The sequence below is a fragment of the Limibacillus sp. genome (genome assembly GCA_037379885.1).
In the GTDB taxonomy this organism is placed as follows: domain Bacteria; phylum Pseudomonadota; class Alphaproteobacteria; order Kiloniellales; family CECT-8803; genus JARRJC01.
In genome coordinates, this window is sequence record JARRJC010000026.1 from 56,865 (window position 1) to 76,339 (window position 19,475).

Sequence of the window (19,475 nt, forward strand, 5' to 3'; positions counted from 1 at the left end):
CGCCATGAACAAGCCCCTGATCCCCATCAGCTCCTCCCAGGGCCGCAAGCTCGAGGTCCGCGAAAGCGGAGAGGACTTCGCACGCCGCTGGCAGGAAACCGCCCGGCACCTGAACGACAAGGGCCTCTACCGGCATGAGGACGAGCTGGACTCCTGCGGCGTCGGCCTGGTCGCCGCCGTGGACGGGAAGCCGCGCCGCGAAGTGGTGCAGGCCGCCATCGACGCGCTGAAGGCCGTCTGGCACCGCGGCGCCGTGGACGCCGACGGCAAGACCGGCGACGGCGCCGGCATCCACGTGCAGATTCCCCAGGGCTTCTTCCGCGAGCACATCGCGCGCACCGGGCATGAACACCACGGCGAGCTGATCGGCGTCGGCATGGTCTTCCTGCCGCGCACCGACCAGGCCGCGCAGGAGCGCTGCCGCGTCATCGTGGAGCGCGAGATCCTGAACTACGGCTACCGCATCTACGGCTGGCGGCAGGTGCCGGTCGCCACCGATGTGATCGGCGAGAAGGCCAACGCCACCCGGCCGGAGATCGAACAGGTCATGATCTCCAACGTCGAAGGGGCCAGCGACGCCGACTTCGAGACCAATCTCTATGTCATCCGCCGCCGCATCGAACGGGCGATCAACGAGGAGTCGATCAAGGACTTCTACATCTGCTCGCTCTCCTGCCGCTCGATCATTTACAAGGGCATGTTCCTTGCCGAGCAGCTCGACACCTTCTATCCGGACCTGAAGGACGCGCGTTTCACCTCGAACTTCGCCATCTTCCATCAGCGCTACTCGACCAACACCTTCCCGACATGGTGGCTGGCCCAGCCCTTCCGGGTGCTGGCGCACAACGGCGAGATCAACACCATCAAGGGCAACACCAACTGGATGAAGGCCCACGAGTGCCGCATGTCCTCCACCGCCTTCCAGGACACCATCGAAGACCTGAAGCCGGTGATCCAGGCGGGCTCCTCGGATTCCGCCGCCCTGGACGCGGTGTTCGAGCTGATGGTGCGCGCCGGTCGCGATCTGCCCATGGTCAAGACCATGATGATCCCCGAGGCGATCCGCGATGAGGAGTCCATGCCGCAGGAGCACAAGGACCTGCTCGCCTACTGCAACGCGGTGATGGAGCCCTGGGACGGCCCGGCGGCGATCTGCGGCTACGGCGGACGCTGGGCCTTGGCCGGCCTCGACCGGAACGGACTGCGCCCGCTTCGCTACACCCTGACCAAGGACGGCCTGCTCTTCGCCGGATCGGAGACAGGCATGGTGCGCATCGACGAACAGAACGTGGTGGAGAAGGGCCGCATCGGCCCCGGCGAGATGCTTGCCGTCGACCTGAAGCTCGGCCGCCTCTATCACGACCGCGAGCTCAAGGACTTCCTTTCGCGCCAGCAGGACTTCGGCCGCTGGATCGAGAGCACGACCGTTCTCGACACGCTCGTCCGCCAGGCGGCCAAGGGCGAACAGCGTCAGCTTGAGCGCGACGAACTGCGCCGCCGCCAGCTTTGTTTCGGCCTGACCATGGAAGACATGGAGCTGATCCTCCACCCCATGGTCGAGGACGCCAAGGAGGCTGTCGGCTCCATGGGCGACGACACGCCGCTCGCCGTGCTCTCCGACCGCTACCGCGGGATGCACCACTTCTTCCGGCAGAACTTCAGCCAGGTCACCAATCCGCCCATCGACTCCCTGCGCGAGCGGGCCGTCATGACGCTGAAAACGCGCCTGGGCAACCTCGGCAACATCCTGGACGAGGACGAAAGCCAGTGCCGGCTGCTGCAACTGAGCTCGCCGGTCCTGACCAACGCCGAGTTCGACGCCATGCGCAGCTACATGGGCGACACGGCGAGCGACATCGACTGCACCTTCGACGCCAAGGGCGGCGACCTCGCTCTGCGCGACGCCCTGGCCCGCGTGCGCAAGGAGGCGGAAGACGCCGTGCGCGCCGGCAAGGAGCATGTGGTGCTGACCGACGAGGGCATGAGCCCGGACCGGGTGGCCATCCCCATGATCCTGGCGACCGGCGCAGTGCACACGCACCTGCTGCGCCAGAAGCTCCGGACCTTCACCTCCCTGAACGTGCGTACGGCTGAGTGTATCGACGTACATTATGCCGCCGTGCTGATCGGCGTGGGCGCGACCTCGGTGAACGCCTATCTGGCGCAGGAGGCAATCGCCGACCGGCTGGAGCGCGGCCTCTTTGGCGACATGACCCTGGCCGACGCCCTCCAGCGCTTCAAGCAGGCGATGGACGAGGGCCTCTTGAAGGTCATGTCCAAGATGGGCATCTCGGTCATCTCCTCCTACCGCGGCGGCTGCAATTTCGAGGCCGTGGGCCTCTCGCGCACGCTGGTCGACGAGTACTTCCCCGGCATGACCAGCCGCATCTCGGGCATCGGCCTGACCGGCATCCAGCAAAAGGCGCTGGAGATGCACGCCAAGGCCTGGCGCGAGGATGTGGTCACCCTGCCCGTGGGCGGTTTCTACCGCTACCGCCGCGGCGGCGAGACCCATGGCTGGCAGGCCAAGATGATCCACATGATGCAGGAGGCCGTGGCGACGGACTCCTACTCGCTGTTCAAGAAGTACTCCGAAGGTCTGCGCCAGGCGCCGCCCACGGCGCTGCGCGATCTGCTCGACTTCAAGGACGAGGGCATGACCTCCGTCCCGCTGGAGGAGGTCGAGTCCGTGACCGCCATCCGCAAGCGTTTCGTCACGCCCGGCATGTCGCTGGGCGCGCTCTCGCCCGAGGCGCACGGCGTTCTCAACATCGCCATGAACCGCATCGGCGCGAAGTCCGACAGCGGCGAGGGCGGCGAAGACCCCAAGCGCTTCAAGCCGCACCCCAACGGCGACAACGAGAACTCGGCGATCAAGCAGGTCGCCTCGGGCCGCTTCGGCGTCACCGCGCAGTACCTGAACCAATGCCGCGAGATCGAGATCAAGGTGGCCCAGGGCGCAAAGCCCGGCGAGGGCGGGCAGCTCCCCGGCTTCAAGGTGACCGAGATGATCGCAAAGCTGCGCCACTCGACGCCCGGGGTGATGCTCATTTCTCCGCCGCCCCATCACGACATCTACTCGATTGAGGACCTGGCCCAGTTGATCTACGACCTGAAGCAGATCAACCCGATCGCCAAGGTCTGCGTGAAGCTGGTGGCGCGCTCGGGCATCGGCACCATCGCGGCGGGCGTGGCCAAGGCCAAGGCCGACGTGATCCTCGTCTCGGGCCACAACGGCGGCACCGGGGCGAGCCCCCAGACCTCCATCAAGTTCGCGGGCATCCCCTGGGAAATGGGCCTCTCCGAGGTGCATCAGGTGCTGACCCTGAACCGTCTGCGCAACACCGTGCGCCTGCGCACCGACGGCGGCATCAAGACCGGCCGCGATGTGGTGATCGCCGCGCTGCTGGGCGCCGAGGAGTATGGCGTCGGCACCGCCTCCCTGGTGGCCATGGGCTGCATCATGGTGCGCCAGTGCCACTCCAACACCTGCCCCGTCGGCGTCTGCGTGCAGGACGAGCGCCTGCGCGAGAAGTTCACCGGCACGCCGGAGAAGGTGGTCAACCTCTTCTCCTTCATCGCCGAGGAGGTGCGCGAGATCCTGGCCGAGCTGGGCGCGCGCAGCCTGGACGAGATCATCGGCCGGACCGATCTTCTGAAGCAGGTCAGCCGCGGCGCCGATCACCTCGACGATCTGGACCTGAATCCGCTGCTGGTCACGGCCGAATCGCACGACCTGCCGGTGATCTGCACTCAGGAAGAGCGCAACAGCGTGCCCGACACCCTGGACGCCCAGATCATCAAGGACGCCGAGCCGCTGTTCCGCGACGGCGAGAAGATGCAGCTCCAGTACAACATCCGGAACGTACAGCGTGCCATCGGTACGCGACTCAGTTCCCACATCACCCGGAAGTTCGGCATGACCGGCCTGGCGCCGGGCCATGTCACGATCCGCCTGCGCGGCTCGGCCGGCCAGTCCCTGGGGGCCTGGGCGGTGCAGGGCTTGAAGCTGCAAGTCTTCGGCGACGCCAACGACTATGTCGGCAAGGGCCTTTCGGGCGGCTCCATCGTGGTGCACCCCATGACTTCCAGCCCGCTGGAAAGCAACGAAAACACCATCATCGGAAACACGGTGCTCTATGGCGCCACGGCAGGCGAGCTCTTCGCCGCGGGCCAGGCGGGCGAGCGCTTCTGCGTGCGCAATTCGGGCGCGGTCGCGGTGGTCGAGGGTTGCGGGTCCAACGGCTGTGAGTACATGACCGGCGGCACCGTCGTGATCCTGGGCAAGGTCGGCTACAACTTCGCCGCCGGCATGACCGGAGGCATGGCCTTCATCTACGACCCGGAGAACGTCCTGCCCGTACGCATCAACCCGGACAGCGTCATTTGCCAGCGCATTCAGGTTCAGCACTATGAAGAGGTCCTGAAGGATCTGGTGCAGCGCCACGCCAAGGAGACCCTGTCGCGCTTTGCCGAGCGGCTGCTGCTGGATTGGGACCGCGAAGTGAAGCGCTTCTGGCAGATTGTTCCGCGCGAGATGCTGGGCCGGCTCGAGGTTCCCGTCTCCGAAGAAGACGCCAAGCAGGCTTGATTTGAAACCTTCCCGGGCGCCGGACTATTCTGCGGCTGAGGGCTTCTTGCGGCTGTTGGCGGACCGGTTGGACCTGGCTTTCGCCGGGCTCTTCTTGGCGCGCGCCTTCTTGAGGTCGTCCGGCTTGCACTCCGGGTCGCTGAGCGCTTCCATCAGCTTCTCGCGGATGCGCTTCACCTTGGAGTCGTCGGTGATCTTGCCGCCGAGCGCATCGCGTACGTAGAAGACGTCCACCACGCTCTCGCCGTAGGTCGAAATCATCGCCGAATGGATGATCAGCCCCAGCTTGCTGAGGGCCAGCGTGACCTGGAAGAGGATGCCAGGCCGGTCACGGCCGTTCACCTCGATGATGGTGTGGCGGTTCGAGGCCTTGTTGTCGACCAGGACGCGCGGCGGCACCTTGAAAACCTTGAGTCGGCTGGGGATCGAGCCCTGACGCTGCCGCAGCTCGCTGAGCGGGCGCAGCTTGCCCTCGAGCGAGCGTTCGATGGCCGAGGCCAAGCGGGCGATCCTGTCCGGACGGTCGAAGGGTTTGCCCTCGGCCGTACGTACGTAGAAGACGTCCAGCGCCATTCCGTTCGACAGCGTGAAGATGCGGGCCGCCTCGATCGAGGCCCCGACCACGGCCATGGCGCCTGTGATGCGGCTGAAAAGGCCGGGGTGGTCGGCGGTGTAGACCGTGACTTCCGTGGCCCCCCGGTATTCATCGACGCGCGTGTCGATGGTGAGCGGCTGGCCGCGCTGCTCGGCCTGATGGATCAGGCGGGCGTGGTGCAGATGGGTGGGCGTGTCGCAGGACAGCCAGTAGGAGGCATAGCCGCGCCGGAGGTGCGTCTCCACCTCCTTTTCCGGCCAGTCGGTCAGCTCGTCGCGCAGCGCCTGTTTCGCCGCGTCGATTCGCTTCTCGCGTCCTTCCGTGGCGAAGCCGCCGGCGAGCACCTCCTCGGTCTGCCAATAGAGGTCTCGCAGCAGCGCCGCCTTCCAGGCGGTCCAGGTGCCCGGCCCCACGGCGCGGATATCCGCAACGGTCAGGACCAGTAAGAGGCGCAGGCGCTCCATGGACTGCACCTTGTCGGCGAAATCCCGGATCGTCTTCAGGTCGTTGATGTCGCGGCGGAAGGCGGTGTCGCTCATCAAGAGGTGGTAGCGCACCAGCCAGGCCACCGTCTCCGTGTCCTCGGCGGAGAGCCCGAGACGCGGGCAGACCTTCTCGGCCACCTCGGCGCCGACGATGGAATGATCGCCGGGCCGCCCCTTGGCGATGTCGTGCAGCAGCACGGCAGTGTAGAGCACCTCGCGCGAGAGCACCTTGTGGACCACCTCGCTGGCGATCGGCGCCTCTTCCTTCAGGCGGCCCTGTTCGATGGCGTGAAGGATGCCGATGGCGAAGATGGTGTGCTCGTCCACCGTATAGTGGTGGTACATGTTGTACTGCATCTGCGCGACCACCCGCCCGAAGTCGGGCAGGAAGCGCCCGAAGACCCCGGCCTCGTTGAGGCGGCGCAGGGTCCGCTCCGGATCCTTCGGCGAGGACAGCATGTCGAGGAACAGCCGGTTGGCTTTCTTGTCCTCGCGCAGCTTCTTGTCGATCAGCTTCAGGTTTCGCGAGATCAGTTGCAGCGCTTCCGGATGGATGTCCAGATCGTGGTCCTGCGCCACCTTGAAGATCTTCAAGAGGTTGCGCGGGTTCTCGGTAAAGCTTTCCGGCCCCTTCACGTTGAGGCGGTCGCCCTCCAGCGGGAAGCCGCCAACCGAACGCTTGCGGCCGAGGCTGGGCAGGCGGAAGCGCGAGCGGCGGTGGTGTTCATGTTCCAGCGCCGCGCAGAGGATGCGGGTCAGGTCGCCGACATCCTTTGCGACCAGGAAGTAGTGCTTCATCAGCCGCTCCACGTCCTGCAGGCCGCCGCGCGCGGCGTAACCCATGCGCTCGGCGATCGCCTTCTGCAGGTCGAAGGTCAGGCGCTCCTCGCCCCGGTTGCTGACGTAGTGGAGATGGCAGCGCAGCGTCCAGAGGAAGGCCTGGGCCTTCTCGAACTTGCGCACCTCGGTCCGGGTGAAAACGCCCTTCTCGACCAGGCGGCCGACGTCGTCCACCCGGTAGACGTCCTTGGCGATCCAGAACAGCGTGTGCAGATCGCGCAGGCCGCCTTTGCCCTCCTTGATGTTGGGCTCAAGGATGTAGCGCGAGGAGCCGTGCTTGGCGTGGCGCAGATCGCGCTCGGTCAGCTTGGCCTCGATGAACTTCGCCGGGTCCTGGCCCTGCACCTCTTCCTGATAGCGCTTCTTGAACTCCTGATAGAGCGCCTGATCGCCCCAGAGGTAGCGCATCTCCAGCATCGCGGTGCGGATGGTGACGTCGGCGCGGGCTTGGCGCAGGCAGTCGTCGATTGAACGCGCGGCCTGCCCCACCTTGAGGTTCAGGTCCCAGAGGAAATAAAGCGTCTCCTCGATCACCTGCTCGCTGCGCGCCGTGAGCTTGTAGGGAAAGAGGAAGAGGATATCGACGTCGGAATAGGGCGCCAGTTCGCCGCGCCCGTAGCCGCCGGTGGCCACCAGCGACAGCCGCTCGCCCTTGGAGGGGTTGGGAAGCGGATAGAGCCGCTGGGTCACGTGGTCGAAGATCACGCGGAGGATCTGGTCGATCAGGAAACAGTTGGCGCGCACGGTCTCGTGCCCGTCGGCGTCGCCTTCCTCGAAGCGGCGCCGGACTTCGCCCCGCCCTTTCTCCAAGGCCTCGCGCAGGGCGCCAAGCGTCTGCGCGCGCTGCTCGCCGCGCGGCAGGTCCCGCTCGGCGATATCGCGAAGCGCGCCTTCCAGCGCTGCGCGATGCACGACGGCCCGGCGCCCCGAAACCTCCGTCACGGGATCGCTGTCGAGCAGGGTGGTGCTGGTCGCCTGATTCTCCAAAACGCTCATAGCATACTAGATGGGGCGCTGAAGCAGAATGTGACCCCCTTTTCGCCGACGCGCCAGTCTCCGTTCCTCAATGCCGGTTGGTCCGGCCGCCTTCGGTCCGGAAGAGTTGCTTCTTCTCCGGCGCCAGGCCGAACTTGGCCGCTTTCGCCGCAGTTCCTTTGTGCGTCTGCCGATGGCGGCTTTGCGGCGGGGCCGCCCTGGAGGGCCACCTTATTACAGTGTCTCCATGGCGGCGAGCATGGGTGCCAGGCAAGCCTCCCAACGAAGCCGGGCCAGCGCTTCGGGGTCACGACCGCAGGGTTGGGGGTTATCCTCCTGCAGCAACTCGCCGATCTTGGCCTTGAAGTTTTTGGGGTCGTCCGCGATGAAGACCCCGGGTTACCGTTTCATCTCCTCGAACCCCCGGCTTGAGTAGCCCCGCTCGCTAGCCTTTATCCTTTAGAAGGCCGCGCAGCTCGTAGAGTAGTTCCAGCGCCTCGCGCGGGCTGAGCTCGTCCGGGTTGGCGGCGGCGAGCCGCACTTCCAGCGCTGAGGCCTCGGGGGCCGCGGGCGCCCGCGCGGGCGTCGCGGAGAAGAGCGGCAGGTCGTCGGCGAGACGCGCGAGCGTCCCGGCCTGCTCGCCCTGCTCCAGTTGGGCCAGCACCTCCTCGGCGCGGGCGATGACCTGGGGCGGCAGGCCCGCGAGCTTGGCCACGTGGATGCCGTAGGAGCGGTCGGCGGCGCCCTCGGCCACCTCGTGCAGGAAGATCACCTCGCCCTCCCACTCCTTGACCCGCATGTGGTGGCAGGTCAGCGCCGGGAGCCGGGCGGTCAGGCCGGTCAGCTCGTGGTAGTGGGTGGCGAAGAGGGTGCGGCAGCCATTGCCCTCGTGCAGCTGCTCGATCGCCGCCCAGGCGATGGAGAGCCCGTCGAAGGTGGCGGTGCCGCGCCCGATCTCGTCCAGGATCACGAAAGAACGCGCGCTCGCCTGATTGAGGATCGCCGCTGTCTCGACCATCTCCACCATGAAGGTGGAGCGCCCGCGCGCCAGGTCGTCCGCCGCGCCGACCCGGCTGAACAGCCGGTCCACTAGACCCAGCGTGCAGCGCGCCGCCGGGACGAAGGAGCCCATCTGCGCCAGGATCGCGATCAGCGCGTTCTGGCGCAGGAAGGTGGACTTGCCCGCCATGTTCGGGCCGGTCACGAGCCAGAGCCGCCGGTCCGGCGAGAGGTCGCAGTCATTGGCGACGAAGGGCCCTTCCTGCTGAGCCTCCAGCGCCTCCTCGACCACGGGGTGGCGCCCGCCCTCGATCTCGAACTCCAGGCCCTCGGTCAGGTGCGGGCGCGACCAGCTCCGAGCCGCCGCAAGTTCCGCCAGCGCCGCCTGCAGATCGAGCTCCGCGAGGGCGGCGGCCACCTCGCCCAGGTCTGCCGCCACGGCCAGGACCTCTTGGGCGAGCCGCGCGAAGATCTCCATCTCCAGCGCCAGCGCCTTGTCGGCTGCGCTGGCGATCTTCTGCTCCAGCTCACCCAGCTCGACCGTGGAATAGCGCACGGCGTTCGCCATGGTCTGGCGGTGGATGAAGGGGCTGTCTTCGCCGCGCGGCATCTTCTCCGCGTTGGCGGCGGTCACTTCGATGAAGTAGCCGAGCACGTTGTTATGGCGCACCTTCAGGGAGGAGACGCCGCTTTCCCTCTGATAACCCGATTGCAGCCCGGCGATCAGGCGGCGGCTCTCGTCGCGCAGGCCGCGCAGCTCGTCCAGGTCCGGCGCGTAGTCGGGCGCGATGAAGTTGCCGTCGCGCGCCTGGGGCGGCAGCTCGGCGTCCAGCGCGCGCTCCAGCTCGTCGATCAGGGCGTCCTGGCCGCCCAGGCGGCTCTGGCAGCCTGAAAGCATGGGTGGCAGCGCCTCTTTCGCTCCGGCCTCGGCCAGCAGTCCTTGAATCTGCGCCGCCTGGGTCAGCGCGTCGCGCACCACCGCGAGGTCGCGCGGCCCGCCGCGCTGGAGCGTCAGGCGGGACAGCGCGCGCTCCAGATCGGGCGCGGCCCGCAAGGCTTTCCGGACCGCCGAGCGCAGGTCCTCGGCCGTCAGCAGGTAGTCCACGGCGTCCAGACGCGGGTCGATCCCGGCCTTTTCCGCCAGCGGCGCGGAGAGCCGTTTGGCGAGCAGGCGCGCGCCGCCGCCCGTCACGGTGCGGTCGACCGTCGCCAGCAAGGAGCCGCGCCGCTCGCCCGAAAGCGTTTCCATCAGTTCCAGGTTGCGCCGCGTCGCGGCGTCGATGGAAAGAACGGAGCCGTGGTCGACCCGGCGCGGCGGCAAAAGGCGCGGCAGCTTTCCCTTCTGCGTCAATTCGACATAGTCGAGAAGCGCGCCGCAGGCCGCGATCTCGGGCCGGGTGAAGGCGCCGAAGGCGTCCAATGCCCCGGTGCCCAGGAAGGTCTCCAGCCTCTTGCGCCCGTTCTCGCTGTCGAAGCGCGCGGAGGGGAGCGGGGCGAGGGCCGCGCGCTCCTCCTGATCCAGGCCCAGTTCCTCGACCAGCGGCAAGAGCCGTTCGGGCAGCAGCAGCTCCTTGGGCGCGACCCGGGCGAGAGCGGCGGCCAGTTCGGCCTTCTCGACGGCCTCCACCGAGAAGTCGCCGGTCGATATCTCCAGCCAGGCGAGGCCCAGCGCGCCGCCCGCGTCGGCCAGCGCCGCCAGATAGTTGTTGCGGCGCGACTCCAGCAGCTCTTCTTCGGTGATGGTGCCCGGCGTGACGATGCGGATCACCTCGCGCTTCACCACCGCCTTGGAGCCGCGCTTCTTGGCCTCCGCCGGGTCTTCCATCTGCTCGCAGACGGCGACGCGGAAGCCCTTGCGGATCAGGCGCGACAGATAGGCTTCATGCGCGTGGACCGGCACCCCGCACATGGGTATCTCCTCGCCCTGATGCTGGCCGCGCTTGGTGAGGGTGATGTCGAGCGCCTCCGCCGCCGCCACCGCGTCCTCGAAGAACAGCTCGTAGAAGTCGCCCATGCGGTAGAACAGCAGGCAGTCGGGATGCGCCTCCTTGATCGCCAGGAACTGTGCCATCATCGGCGTGACGGCGGCCTGCCCGCTCTTCCCGGCGCCGGTCTTATCGGATTTGTCTGTCACGGCGTCGGGCAAGGGGTCGGTCTCGCGTTTCTTAAAAAGGGCGCTGTTAAGCGGATCGGAGCGCGAGCCTAGCACGAAGCCCGGGCCGTTAAGAAACCGGAAGAGCGCCCTTTTCCCGCCAGCCCCCGCAAGGGCCGCTTGGGCCTTGGCCTTTCCTGCCGGACCACCTAGGATGACCGCCAAAAGCCGCTCAATAAGCATACATTTGAGGAAACGCTGATAAGCCATGGCGGATGACAAGAGCAAACGCCTCTATGAGGAGGCCCTGCTGTTCCATGCCCAGGGGCGCCCTGGGAAACTGGAGATCACGGCCAGCAAGCCGCTGACCACGCAGCGCGAGCTGTCGCTCGCCTACTCGCCCGGCGTCGCCGAGCCCTGTCTGCGCATCAAGGACGACCCCTCCAAGGCCTACGACTACACCGCCAAGGGCAACCTGGTCGCGGTGGTCTCCAACGGCACGGCGGTGCTGGGCCTGGGCAACCTCGGCGCCATCGCCTCCAAGCCGGTGATGGAGGGCAAGGCCGTTCTGTTCAAGCGCTTCGCCGACATCGACGGGATCGACCTCTGCGTCGATACGGAGGACGTGGAGGAGTTCATCAACTGCGTGCGCTTCCTCGGCCCTTCCTTCGGCGGCATCAACCTCGAAGACATCAAGGCGCCCGAGTGTTTCATCATCGAGGAGCGCCTGAAGGAGATCCTCGACATCCCCGTGTTCCACGACGATCAGCACGGCACGGCGATCATCGCCGCCGCGGGCCTGATCAACGCGGCCCACCTGACCGGCCGGAACATCGAAGACCTCCGCATGGTGGTCAACGGCGCCGGGGCCGCCGGCATCGCCTGCGCCGAGATCGTAAAGGGCCTGGGGATCCCGCACGACAACGTGCTGCTCTGCGACACCCGCGGCGTGGTCTATCAGGGCCGCGAAGAAGGCATGAACCAGTGGAAGTCGGCGCATGCCGCCAAGACCGACCGCCGCACCTTGGCCGAGGCCATGGAGGGCGCGGACGTCTTCTTCGGCGTTTCCGTCAAGGGCGCGGTGACCAAGGAGATGGTGGCCTCCATGGCGGCGGACCCGATCATCTTCCCCATGGCCAACCCCGATCCGGAGATCTCGCCGGAGGACATCGCCGAGGTCCGCTCGGACGCCATCGTCGCCACCGGCCGCTCCGACTATCCCAACCAGATCAACAACGTGCTGGGCTTCCCCTACATCTTCCGCGGGGCGCTCGACGTGCGCGCCAGCACCATCAACATGGAGATGAAGGTCGCGGCCGCCCAGGCGCTCGCCAAGCTGGCCCGCGAAGACGTGCCCGACGAGGTGGACGCCGCCTATTCCGGCCGCCGCCTGCGCTATGGCCGTGACTACATCATTCCCACGCCCTTCGATCCGCGCCTGATCGTGGCCGTGCCGGGCGAGGTCGCCAAGGCGGCGGTGGAAACCGGCGTCGCCGGCAAGCCGCCCGAGGAGATGGGGCTCTACGCCAAGGAGCTCTCCGCCCGGCTCGACCCGACGGCGGCGGCGCTGCAGACCATCTTCGACCGGGTGCGCGAGAACCCGCAGCGCGTCTGCTTCGCCGAAGGCGAGGAGGAGCGGGTGATCCGCGCGGCCATCGCCTTCGAGCAGGCGGGCTACGGCACCCCGGTGCTGATCGGACGCGAACACCGTATCAAGGAGACGATGAAGTCCATCGGCGTCTCCCACGAATCGCTGGAGATCCACAACGCGCGCGTCTCCGAGAAGAACGAGAAGTACACCAAGTTCCTCTACGAGCGTCAGCAACGCGAGGGCCTGCTCTACCGCGACTGTCAGCGGCTGGTGAATCAGGACCGCAACGTCTTCGGTTCCTGCATGCTGGCCAACGGCGACGTGGACGCGCTGGTCACGGGCGTCACCCGCGCCTTCAACATCTGCCTTCAGGACGTCTTCCGCGCGGTCGATCCCAAGCCCGGACACCGGGCCTTCGGGCTTTCGATCGTGGTGCGCCGCAACCGCACCGTCTTCATTTCCGACACCTCGGTCCACGAGGTGCCGACAGCCGAGGAGCTTTGCGACATCGCGATTCAGTCCGCCGATCAGGCCCGCGCCATGGGGCATGAACCGCGCGTGGCTTTCCTGTCCTTCTCCAACTTCGGGCAGCCGCTGCGCGACAAGGCGATGCGGATCCGCGAGGCGGTGGAGATGATGGACGCGCGCGAGGTCGACTTCGAGTACGACGGCGAAATGCAGGCCAGCGTCGCCATGGACTACGCCCTGATGCGCGACCTCTATCCCTTCTGCCGCCTGTCGGGTCCGGCCAACGTGCTGATCATGCCGGCGCTCCATTCCGCCAACATCTCGGCCAAGCTGCTGCAGAAGCTGGGCGGCGGCACGGTGATCGGGCCGATGCTGATCGGCGTCTCCAAACCGGCGCAGATCGTGACCATGGGGGCGACCGTCAACGACCTGGTCACCTCGGCGGCCCTCGCCGCCTATGACGCGGCGCAGGCGGGCAGCAACTAACCGGCGAATCTCCTTTTGAATCAAAGGCGCCGCCCCGAAGCTTAATTTGGGGCGGCGTCATTTTATTGTGATAATCTTCGCGTATGAGTGATCCGTACGGCAATTCGAAATCTGGGGAGAGGCAGGCCATGGCCCTGACCGCGCGCTTGCGCCGGCAGAAGCTGTATCGCCGCTGGATCGGCGCGACCGCCGTGTTCAGCGCGCCCTTCCTGTTCGCCTGCGCGGTCCTGGTCTCCAGCGGATCCCTCGCCCCCGGTTACGGCTTCGGCGCCGCGCTGCTGGCGGTGCTGGGCGTTGCGACCCTTCTATACCGTCACTTCAGTCACATCGCCGAGCTTCAGGACTACATTCAGGCCGTCGGCGCCATGCCGCCGGGCGTCGATGCGCTGCCCAAGGCGCCGGAGTCGCGCGGCGGCGCGCTTCTGGCGACCGGCCTGCGCGACGTTCTGGTGCTGGCCTCCGAAGAGCGGCAGCGCCGCCGCCGCGAGTTGCAGGAAGCGCTGGACGGAAACGAATCGATTCTCGCCAGCCTGCCCGAACCTCTCTTGCTTCTGGACGACGAGCGGCGCGTCGTTCGCATGAACCCGGCGGCAAAGGAGCTGCTTGGCCAGCGGCTGTTGGGCCGCGACGTGTCCACCCTGCTGCGCGACCCCTTGCTGGCCGAGGCCATCGAGCGCGCCAACGAGGAGGGCGGCGAACAGGTGGTGCCCTTCGTGCTGCGCGGCAAGGTCGAGCAGCACATGACGGCGCGGGTCGCGCGCCTGTCGCGCCCCTCGATCGAGAGTGCGACCAGCGTGCTGACCCTGAACGACGTGACGTCCTTGAAGCGGGCCGAGCAACTGCGCGCCGATTTCGTGGCCAATGCGAGCCATGAGCTGCGCACGCCGCTCTCCAGCCTGATCGGCTTTCTGGAGACGCTGCGCGGCCCGGCGGCGGACGACGCCGAGGCCCGCGACCGTTTCCTTGCGATCATGCACCAGCAGGCTTTGCGGATGTCGCGTCTGGTGTCGGATCTCATGAGCCTCTCGCGGATCGAGATGGAGGAGCACCGCCCGCCGACCGAGTGCCTGCGGCTCGATGAATCGCTGCGCAGCGTGGTCAATGGCCTGGAGATGAAGGCGGCGGCGCGCAAGATCGCCCTCGACTGCCGTTTCGACCTGCCCATGACCGTGACGGGAGAGGAGGACGAGATCGCCCAGGTCTTCCAGAATCTGGTCGACAACGCGATCAAGTACGGCAAGGAGGGCAGCCGGGTCACCATCGAAGCGAGCCTGCAGGAGGAGGGGACGACCCGCAGGGGCCGCCGTCTCGAACGGCCCATGACGGTGGTCAGCGTCTCCGACCAGGGCGAGGGCATCGCGCGCGAGCATATCCCGCGCCTGACCGAGCGCTTCTACCGGATCGACCCGGCGCGCTCGCGCGAGCTGGGCGGGACCGGCCTGGGGCTCGCCATCGTCAAGCACCTGGTCAACCGCCACCGGGGCATCCTGGAGATCGAGAGCGAGGTCGGCCAGGGCAGCCGTTTCACCGTCTACCTGCCGCAGGCGCAAGCGGCGTCGGCGACTCAGAGTCCGGCGGAAAACAAGGCTTCTTCAGCCGCCTGAACTTCTCCACAGGCGCTGTCATCAAACTGTAACCGTTTTGTCTTAAATCAGAAGCTGCTGATCAGTAGCTTCCGCCTCGTCGGTCGGCTGTCGATCGACTCCGAGCCGGCGTTGCGGTCGAGGTTCCGGGAGACCGGGGATCAGCGGTTCGAACGCCGGAAGGGCATATACAGCAAAGCGGAGTTTCACCGTGATCAAGAAATCCCTTTCCATCGCGGCCGTCGCCGCCGCGACCATCGTCGCAGCCCAGGCCGCCGAGGCCCGCGACACGATCCGCATCGTCGGGTCTTCCACCGTCTTCCCCTTCGCCACCGCGGTTGCCGAGAACTTCGGCAAGACTTCCAGCTTCCCCACCCCCGTCGTTGAGTCGACCGGCTCCGGCGGAGGTCTGAAGCTGTTCTGCGCGGGTGTCGGTGAGGAGCATCCCGACATCACCAACGCGTCGCGCCGCATCAAGGCCTCCGAGGTGGAGACCTGCGGCAAGAACGGCATCACCATCACCGAGGTGAAGGTCGGCTTCGACGGCATCGTCCTGGCCAATTCCAAGGCCGCTCCCGCCTACGAGCTGACCAAAGAGGACATCTACCTCGCTCTCGCCAAGCAGGTTCCGATGGACGGCAAGATGGTGGACAACCCCTACACCATGTGGAACGAGATCGACTCGAACCTGCCGGCGCGTGAGATCGAAGTGCTCGGCCCGCCGCCGACCTCCGGTACCCGCGACGCCTTCGTCGAGCTGGTCATGGAAGAGGCCTGCGAGTCCTTCCCGACCGTCGAAGCTCTTGAGGGTGACGCCAAGGACGAGGCCTGCTCCGCCATGCGCGAAGACGGCCGCTTCATCGAGGCTGGCGAGAACGACAATCTGATCGTCCAGAAGCTGGAAGCCAACGCCGATGCCCTGGGCATCTTCGGTTTCTCCTTCCTCGATCAGAACGCCGACAAGATCCAGGGTTCCACCATCGGCGGCGTCGAGCCGACCTTCGACAATATCGCCGACGGCAAGTACGGCGTGTCCCGCTCGCTCTACTTCTACGTCAAGAAAGAGCACGTGGGCGTGATCCCCGGCCTGAAGGAGTACGTGGTGGAGTTCACCTCCGACCGCGCCTGGGGTCCGGACGGTTACCTGCCCGAGAAGGGCCTGATCCCGCTGCCCGAGGCCCAGCGTTCGGCCATGGCTGAGCAGGCTCAGGGTCTGATGACCTTCGAAGGCCTCTAAGCCTTCAAGCAAGACCGCGAGACGCCGGCGGCCGCCAGAAGCGGCCGCCGGTTCTCCGACAGGACGCGCAGATTTTCTTTGATTCCTTCTCTCTTAGCTTCTTTAACGCACCTGACGGTCGGATAACGGCCGCGCCGAAAGCCGGCAAGCACCTGTGGGGTCTTGATGTCTAGCTACCTTCTCGTTGCCCTGATCCTGATCCTGGCGGTCGTGGGCTATTCGATGGGCCGCAGCCGCGCTGTGGCGACCGTCGGCGGAGAAGCGCAGAAGCTGCATTCCCTGCCCAGCTACTACGGCAGCTATGTCGCGCTCTGGTGCGGCGTGCCCGCCCTCTTGCTGGTGGCGGGCTGGCTGCTCGCCAAGCCCATGCTGGCGGAATGGGCGTTGCGCGGAGAACTGGACCCTCAGACACTCCAGAGCCTGACCTCCTCCGAGTTGCGGCTCATGGTCTCCAACATCGTCAATCTGGCGACTGGCAACATCGTGAGCGGCGAGCCGACGCCAGAGATGCTGCGTGCCGCCGAGGCCTATCAGGGCATGGAGCAGATCAGCCAGATCGCCATGACGGTGGTGGGCATCGCCCTGGCCATCCTGGGGCTCGGCTTCGCGCGCACCCGGATCACGCCCACCTTGCGGGCGCGCAACACGGTCGAGCGCTTCGTCAGCGTGATCATGATGATCGCCTCCCTGATCGCGATCCTGACCACGGCGGGCATCGTCCTCTCGCTGTTGTTCGAATCCATCCGCTTTTTCCAGAAGGTGCCGTTCAGCGAGTTCCTCTTCGGTCTCTCCTGGAGCCCGCAGACGGCCCTGCGCGCCGATCAGGTCGGCTCCTCCGGCGCCTTTGGCGCGGTTCCCATCTTTCTCGGCACGGCGGTCATCACCGTCATCGCCATGTGCGTGGCGGTGCCGATCGGGCTGTTCTCGGCGATCTACATGTCGGAGTACGCGGGACCCAAGGTGCGCGCCACCGCCAAGCCGATCCTGGAGGTGCTGGCCGGTGTGCCGACCGTGGTCTACGGCTTCTTCGCCGCGCTGACCGTCGCCCCCTTCTTCCGGGGCATGGGCGAGGGCATCGGCCTCGACGTCTCCTCTGAGTCCGCGCTGGCGGCGGGCGTGGTCATGGGCATCATGATCATCCCCTTCGTCTCCTCGCTGTCCGACGATGTCATGAACGCCGTGCCGCAGAGCCTGCGCGACGGGGCCTACGCCCTCGGCGCCACGCAGTCGGAGACCATCAAGCAGGTGATCGTGCCCGCCGCCCTGCCGGGCATCGTGGGATCGGTCCTGCTGGCGGTCAGCCGCGCCATTGGCGAGACCATGATCGTGGTGATGGCGGCCGGTCTGGCCGCGAACCTGACGGTGAACCCGCTGGAAGCGGTGACCACCGTGACCGTTCAGATCGTCACCCTCTTGACCGGCGACCAGGAGTTCGACAGCGCCAAGACGCTGGCCGCCTTCGCGCTGGGGCTGGTGCTGTTCGTCGTCACCTTGATGCTCAACATCGTGGCCTTGCGGGTCGTGCGGAAATACAGGGAAAAGTATGACTGACATGGCTGTTGAAACGAAATCCACGCAGAGCGCCCACCCGGCGTTGAACTCAAGACGCATCGCCCAGCGCTACGCAGCCGAGCGGCGTTTCAGGTTCTACGGGATGCTGGCCGTCGGCCTCGCCATCGGCATGCTGGGGCTCTTGCTGGTGACCATCGTGGCGCGCGGGCTGCCGGCCTTCTGGGCGACCCATGTCGCTATCGACGTGACCTACTCGCAGGAGCTGCTCGACCCGGAGAACACCGGCGACCCCGAGGTGATCGGCCAGGCCAACTACCGCACCCTGGTGCGCGAGTCGCTTCAAAAGATCTTCCCGGACGCCACGGGCCGCTCCGAGCGCCGGGCCCTCCTCGGCATGGTCAGCTCCGGCGCGCCGCTGGAGTTGCGCGAAAGAGCCATGAGCGACCCGGCGATCATCGGCAGCACCGAGCGGGTCTGGGTCAAGACCTCCGACGACGTGGACACCTTCGTCAAAGGCCAGATTTCCCGCGACGTGCCCGAGGAGGATCGCCGCGTGAAGGACCAGGAGATCGCCTGGATCGACCAGCTCGAAGCCGAAGACCGGCTTGATGTGCGGTTCGACGTTGACTTCTTCACCACCGGCGACAGCCGCGAGCCGGAGCAGGCGGGCATCTGGGGCGCGGTCATGGGGTCCTTCTTCACCCTGATCGTAACGCTGGCGCTGTCCTTTCCCGTGGGCGTGCTGACGGCGACCTACCTCGAAGAGTTCGCGCCTAAGAACAAGCTGACGGACTTCATCGAGGTCAACATCAACAACCTCGCAGCCGTGCCCTCGATCGTCTTCGGCCTTCTGGGCCTGGCGGTCTTCCTGAACTTCTTCGGCCTGCCGCGCTCGGCGCCCTTGGTCGGCGGCATGGTGCTCGCGCTCATGACACTGCCGACCATCATCATCGCCTCGCGCGCCGCGCTGAAGGCGGTGCCGCCCTCGATCCGCGAGGCGGCCCTGGGCGTCGGCGCGTCCAAGCTTCAGGTGGTGACGCACCATGTCGTGCCGCTCGCCATGCCGGGCATCCTGACCGGCACCATCATCGGCATGGCCCAGGCGCTGGGCGAAACCGCGCCGCTTCTGATGATCGGCATGGTGGCCTTCATCGTCGACGTGCCCGGCGGGATCACCGACCCGGCGACCGTGCTGCCGGTGCAGGTCTACCTCTGGGCCGACAGTCCGGAGCGCGCCTTCGTCGCCAAGACCTCGGCGGCCATCATGGTGCTGCTGGGCTTCCTGATCCTCATGAACGCAATTGCCGTGGTGCTGCGCAAGCGCTTCGAGCGCCGCTGGTAGGAGATGAGCTTATGAGCAACGTAGAGACCCTTGAGAGCGGCGCCCCCGCCGCACGCGCGGCCGGCGCCCGTCAGCCCAAGATCGTCGGCGACAAGGTCAATGTGCACTATGGCGACAAGCAGGCGCTGATGGACGTCGACCTCGACATCATGCCCAACGAGGTGACCGCGCTGATCGGGCCCTCGGGCTGCGGCAAGTCGACCTTCCTGCGCTGTCTCAACCGCATGAACGACGTGATCGACATCTGCCGCGTGACCGGCAAGATCACGCTGGACGGCGAGGACATCTACAACCCGCGCCTGGACGTCGTGCAGCTGCGCGCGCGGGTCGGCATGGTGTTCCAGAAGCCCAACCCCTTCCCCAAGTCGATCTACGACAACATCGCCTACGGCCCGCGCATCCACGGCATCGGCCATTCCAAGAGCGAGCTGGACGAGATCGTCGAGCGCTCCCTGCGCCGCGCGGGGCTTTGGGAAGAGGTCAAGGACCGGATGGAGGCGCCGGGCACCGGTCTTTCCGGCGGCCAGCAGCAGCGTCTTTGCATCGCCCGCGCGATCGCGGTCAGCCCGGAGGTGATCCTGATGGACGAGCCCTGCTCGGCGCTCGACCCCATCGCGACCGCCAAGGTCGAGGAACTGATCGACGAACTGCGCGAAAACTACACCATCGTGATCGTCAC

Annotated in this window: 9 protein-coding genes; 7 read left to right on the forward strand and 2 right to left on the reverse strand. The window is 66.6% G+C overall.

What is annotated here, in order from left to right:
- Positions 1-4 precede the first annotated feature (4 nt).
- Positions 5-4,591 (forward strand): glutamate synthase large subunit, encoded by a 4,587-nt coding sequence (gltB, locus tag P8X75_09670; GenBank protein ID MEJ1995461.1) that lies wholly within the window; start codon positions 5-7, stop codon positions 4,589-4,591.
- A 24-nt stretch (positions 4,592-4,615) separates the two neighbouring features.
- On the opposite strand, the gene P8X75_09675 is transcribed toward gltB, so the two are convergent.
- Positions 4,616-7,507, reverse strand: coding sequence for a [protein-PII] uridylyltransferase (locus P8X75_09675; protein ID MEJ1995462.1), 2,892 nt, complete (start codon positions 7,505-7,507; stop codon positions 4,616-4,618).
- A 424-nt stretch (positions 7,508-7,931) separates the two neighbouring features.
- The gene (mutS, locus tag P8X75_09680) at positions 7,932-10,631 is read right to left on the reverse strand and encodes a DNA mismatch repair protein MutS (protein MEJ1995463.1); all 2,700 of its coding nucleotides are present in this window, start codon (positions 10,629-10,631) and stop codon (positions 7,932-7,934) included.
- Positions 10,632-10,845: 214 nt separating this feature from the next.
- On the opposite strand from mutS, the gene P8X75_09685 reads away from it, so the two are divergent.
- The 6 genes from P8X75_09685 to P8X75_09710 all read left to right on the forward strand — a co-directional run.
- Positions 10,846-13,122: an NADP-dependent malic enzyme gene (locus P8X75_09685; GenBank protein ID MEJ1995464.1), complete on the forward strand. Its 2,277-nt coding sequence runs from the start codon at positions 10,846-10,848 to the stop codon at positions 13,120-13,122.
- Positions 13,123-13,250: 128 nt separating this feature from the next.
- Complete coding sequence (locus tag P8X75_09690) at positions 13,251-14,726, forward strand: ATP-binding protein (protein ID MEJ1995465.1); 1,476 nt, start codon at positions 13,251-13,253, stop codon at positions 14,724-14,726.
- A 193-nt stretch (positions 14,727-14,919) separates the two neighbouring features.
- The gene (locus P8X75_09695) at positions 14,920-15,942 is read left to right on the forward strand and encodes a PstS family phosphate ABC transporter substrate-binding protein (GenBank protein ID MEJ1995466.1); all 1,023 of its coding nucleotides are present in this window, start codon (positions 14,920-14,922) and stop codon (positions 15,940-15,942) included.
- Positions 15,943-16,107: 165 nt separating this feature from the next.
- Positions 16,108-17,493, forward strand: coding sequence for a phosphate ABC transporter permease subunit PstC (gene pstC / locus P8X75_09700; GenBank protein MEJ1995467.1), 1,386 nt, complete (start codon positions 16,108-16,110; stop codon positions 17,491-17,493).
- A 1-nt stretch (position 17,494) separates the two neighbouring features.
- Positions 17,495-18,796, forward strand: coding sequence for a phosphate ABC transporter permease PstA (gene pstA / locus P8X75_09705; GenBank protein MEJ1995468.1), 1,302 nt, complete (start codon positions 17,495-17,497; stop codon positions 18,794-18,796).
- Positions 18,797-18,807: 11 nt separating this feature from the next.
- On the forward strand, positions 18,808-19,475 hold a 668-nt coding region (locus P8X75_09710), incomplete at its 3' end, for a phosphate ABC transporter ATP-binding protein (protein ID MEJ1995469.1).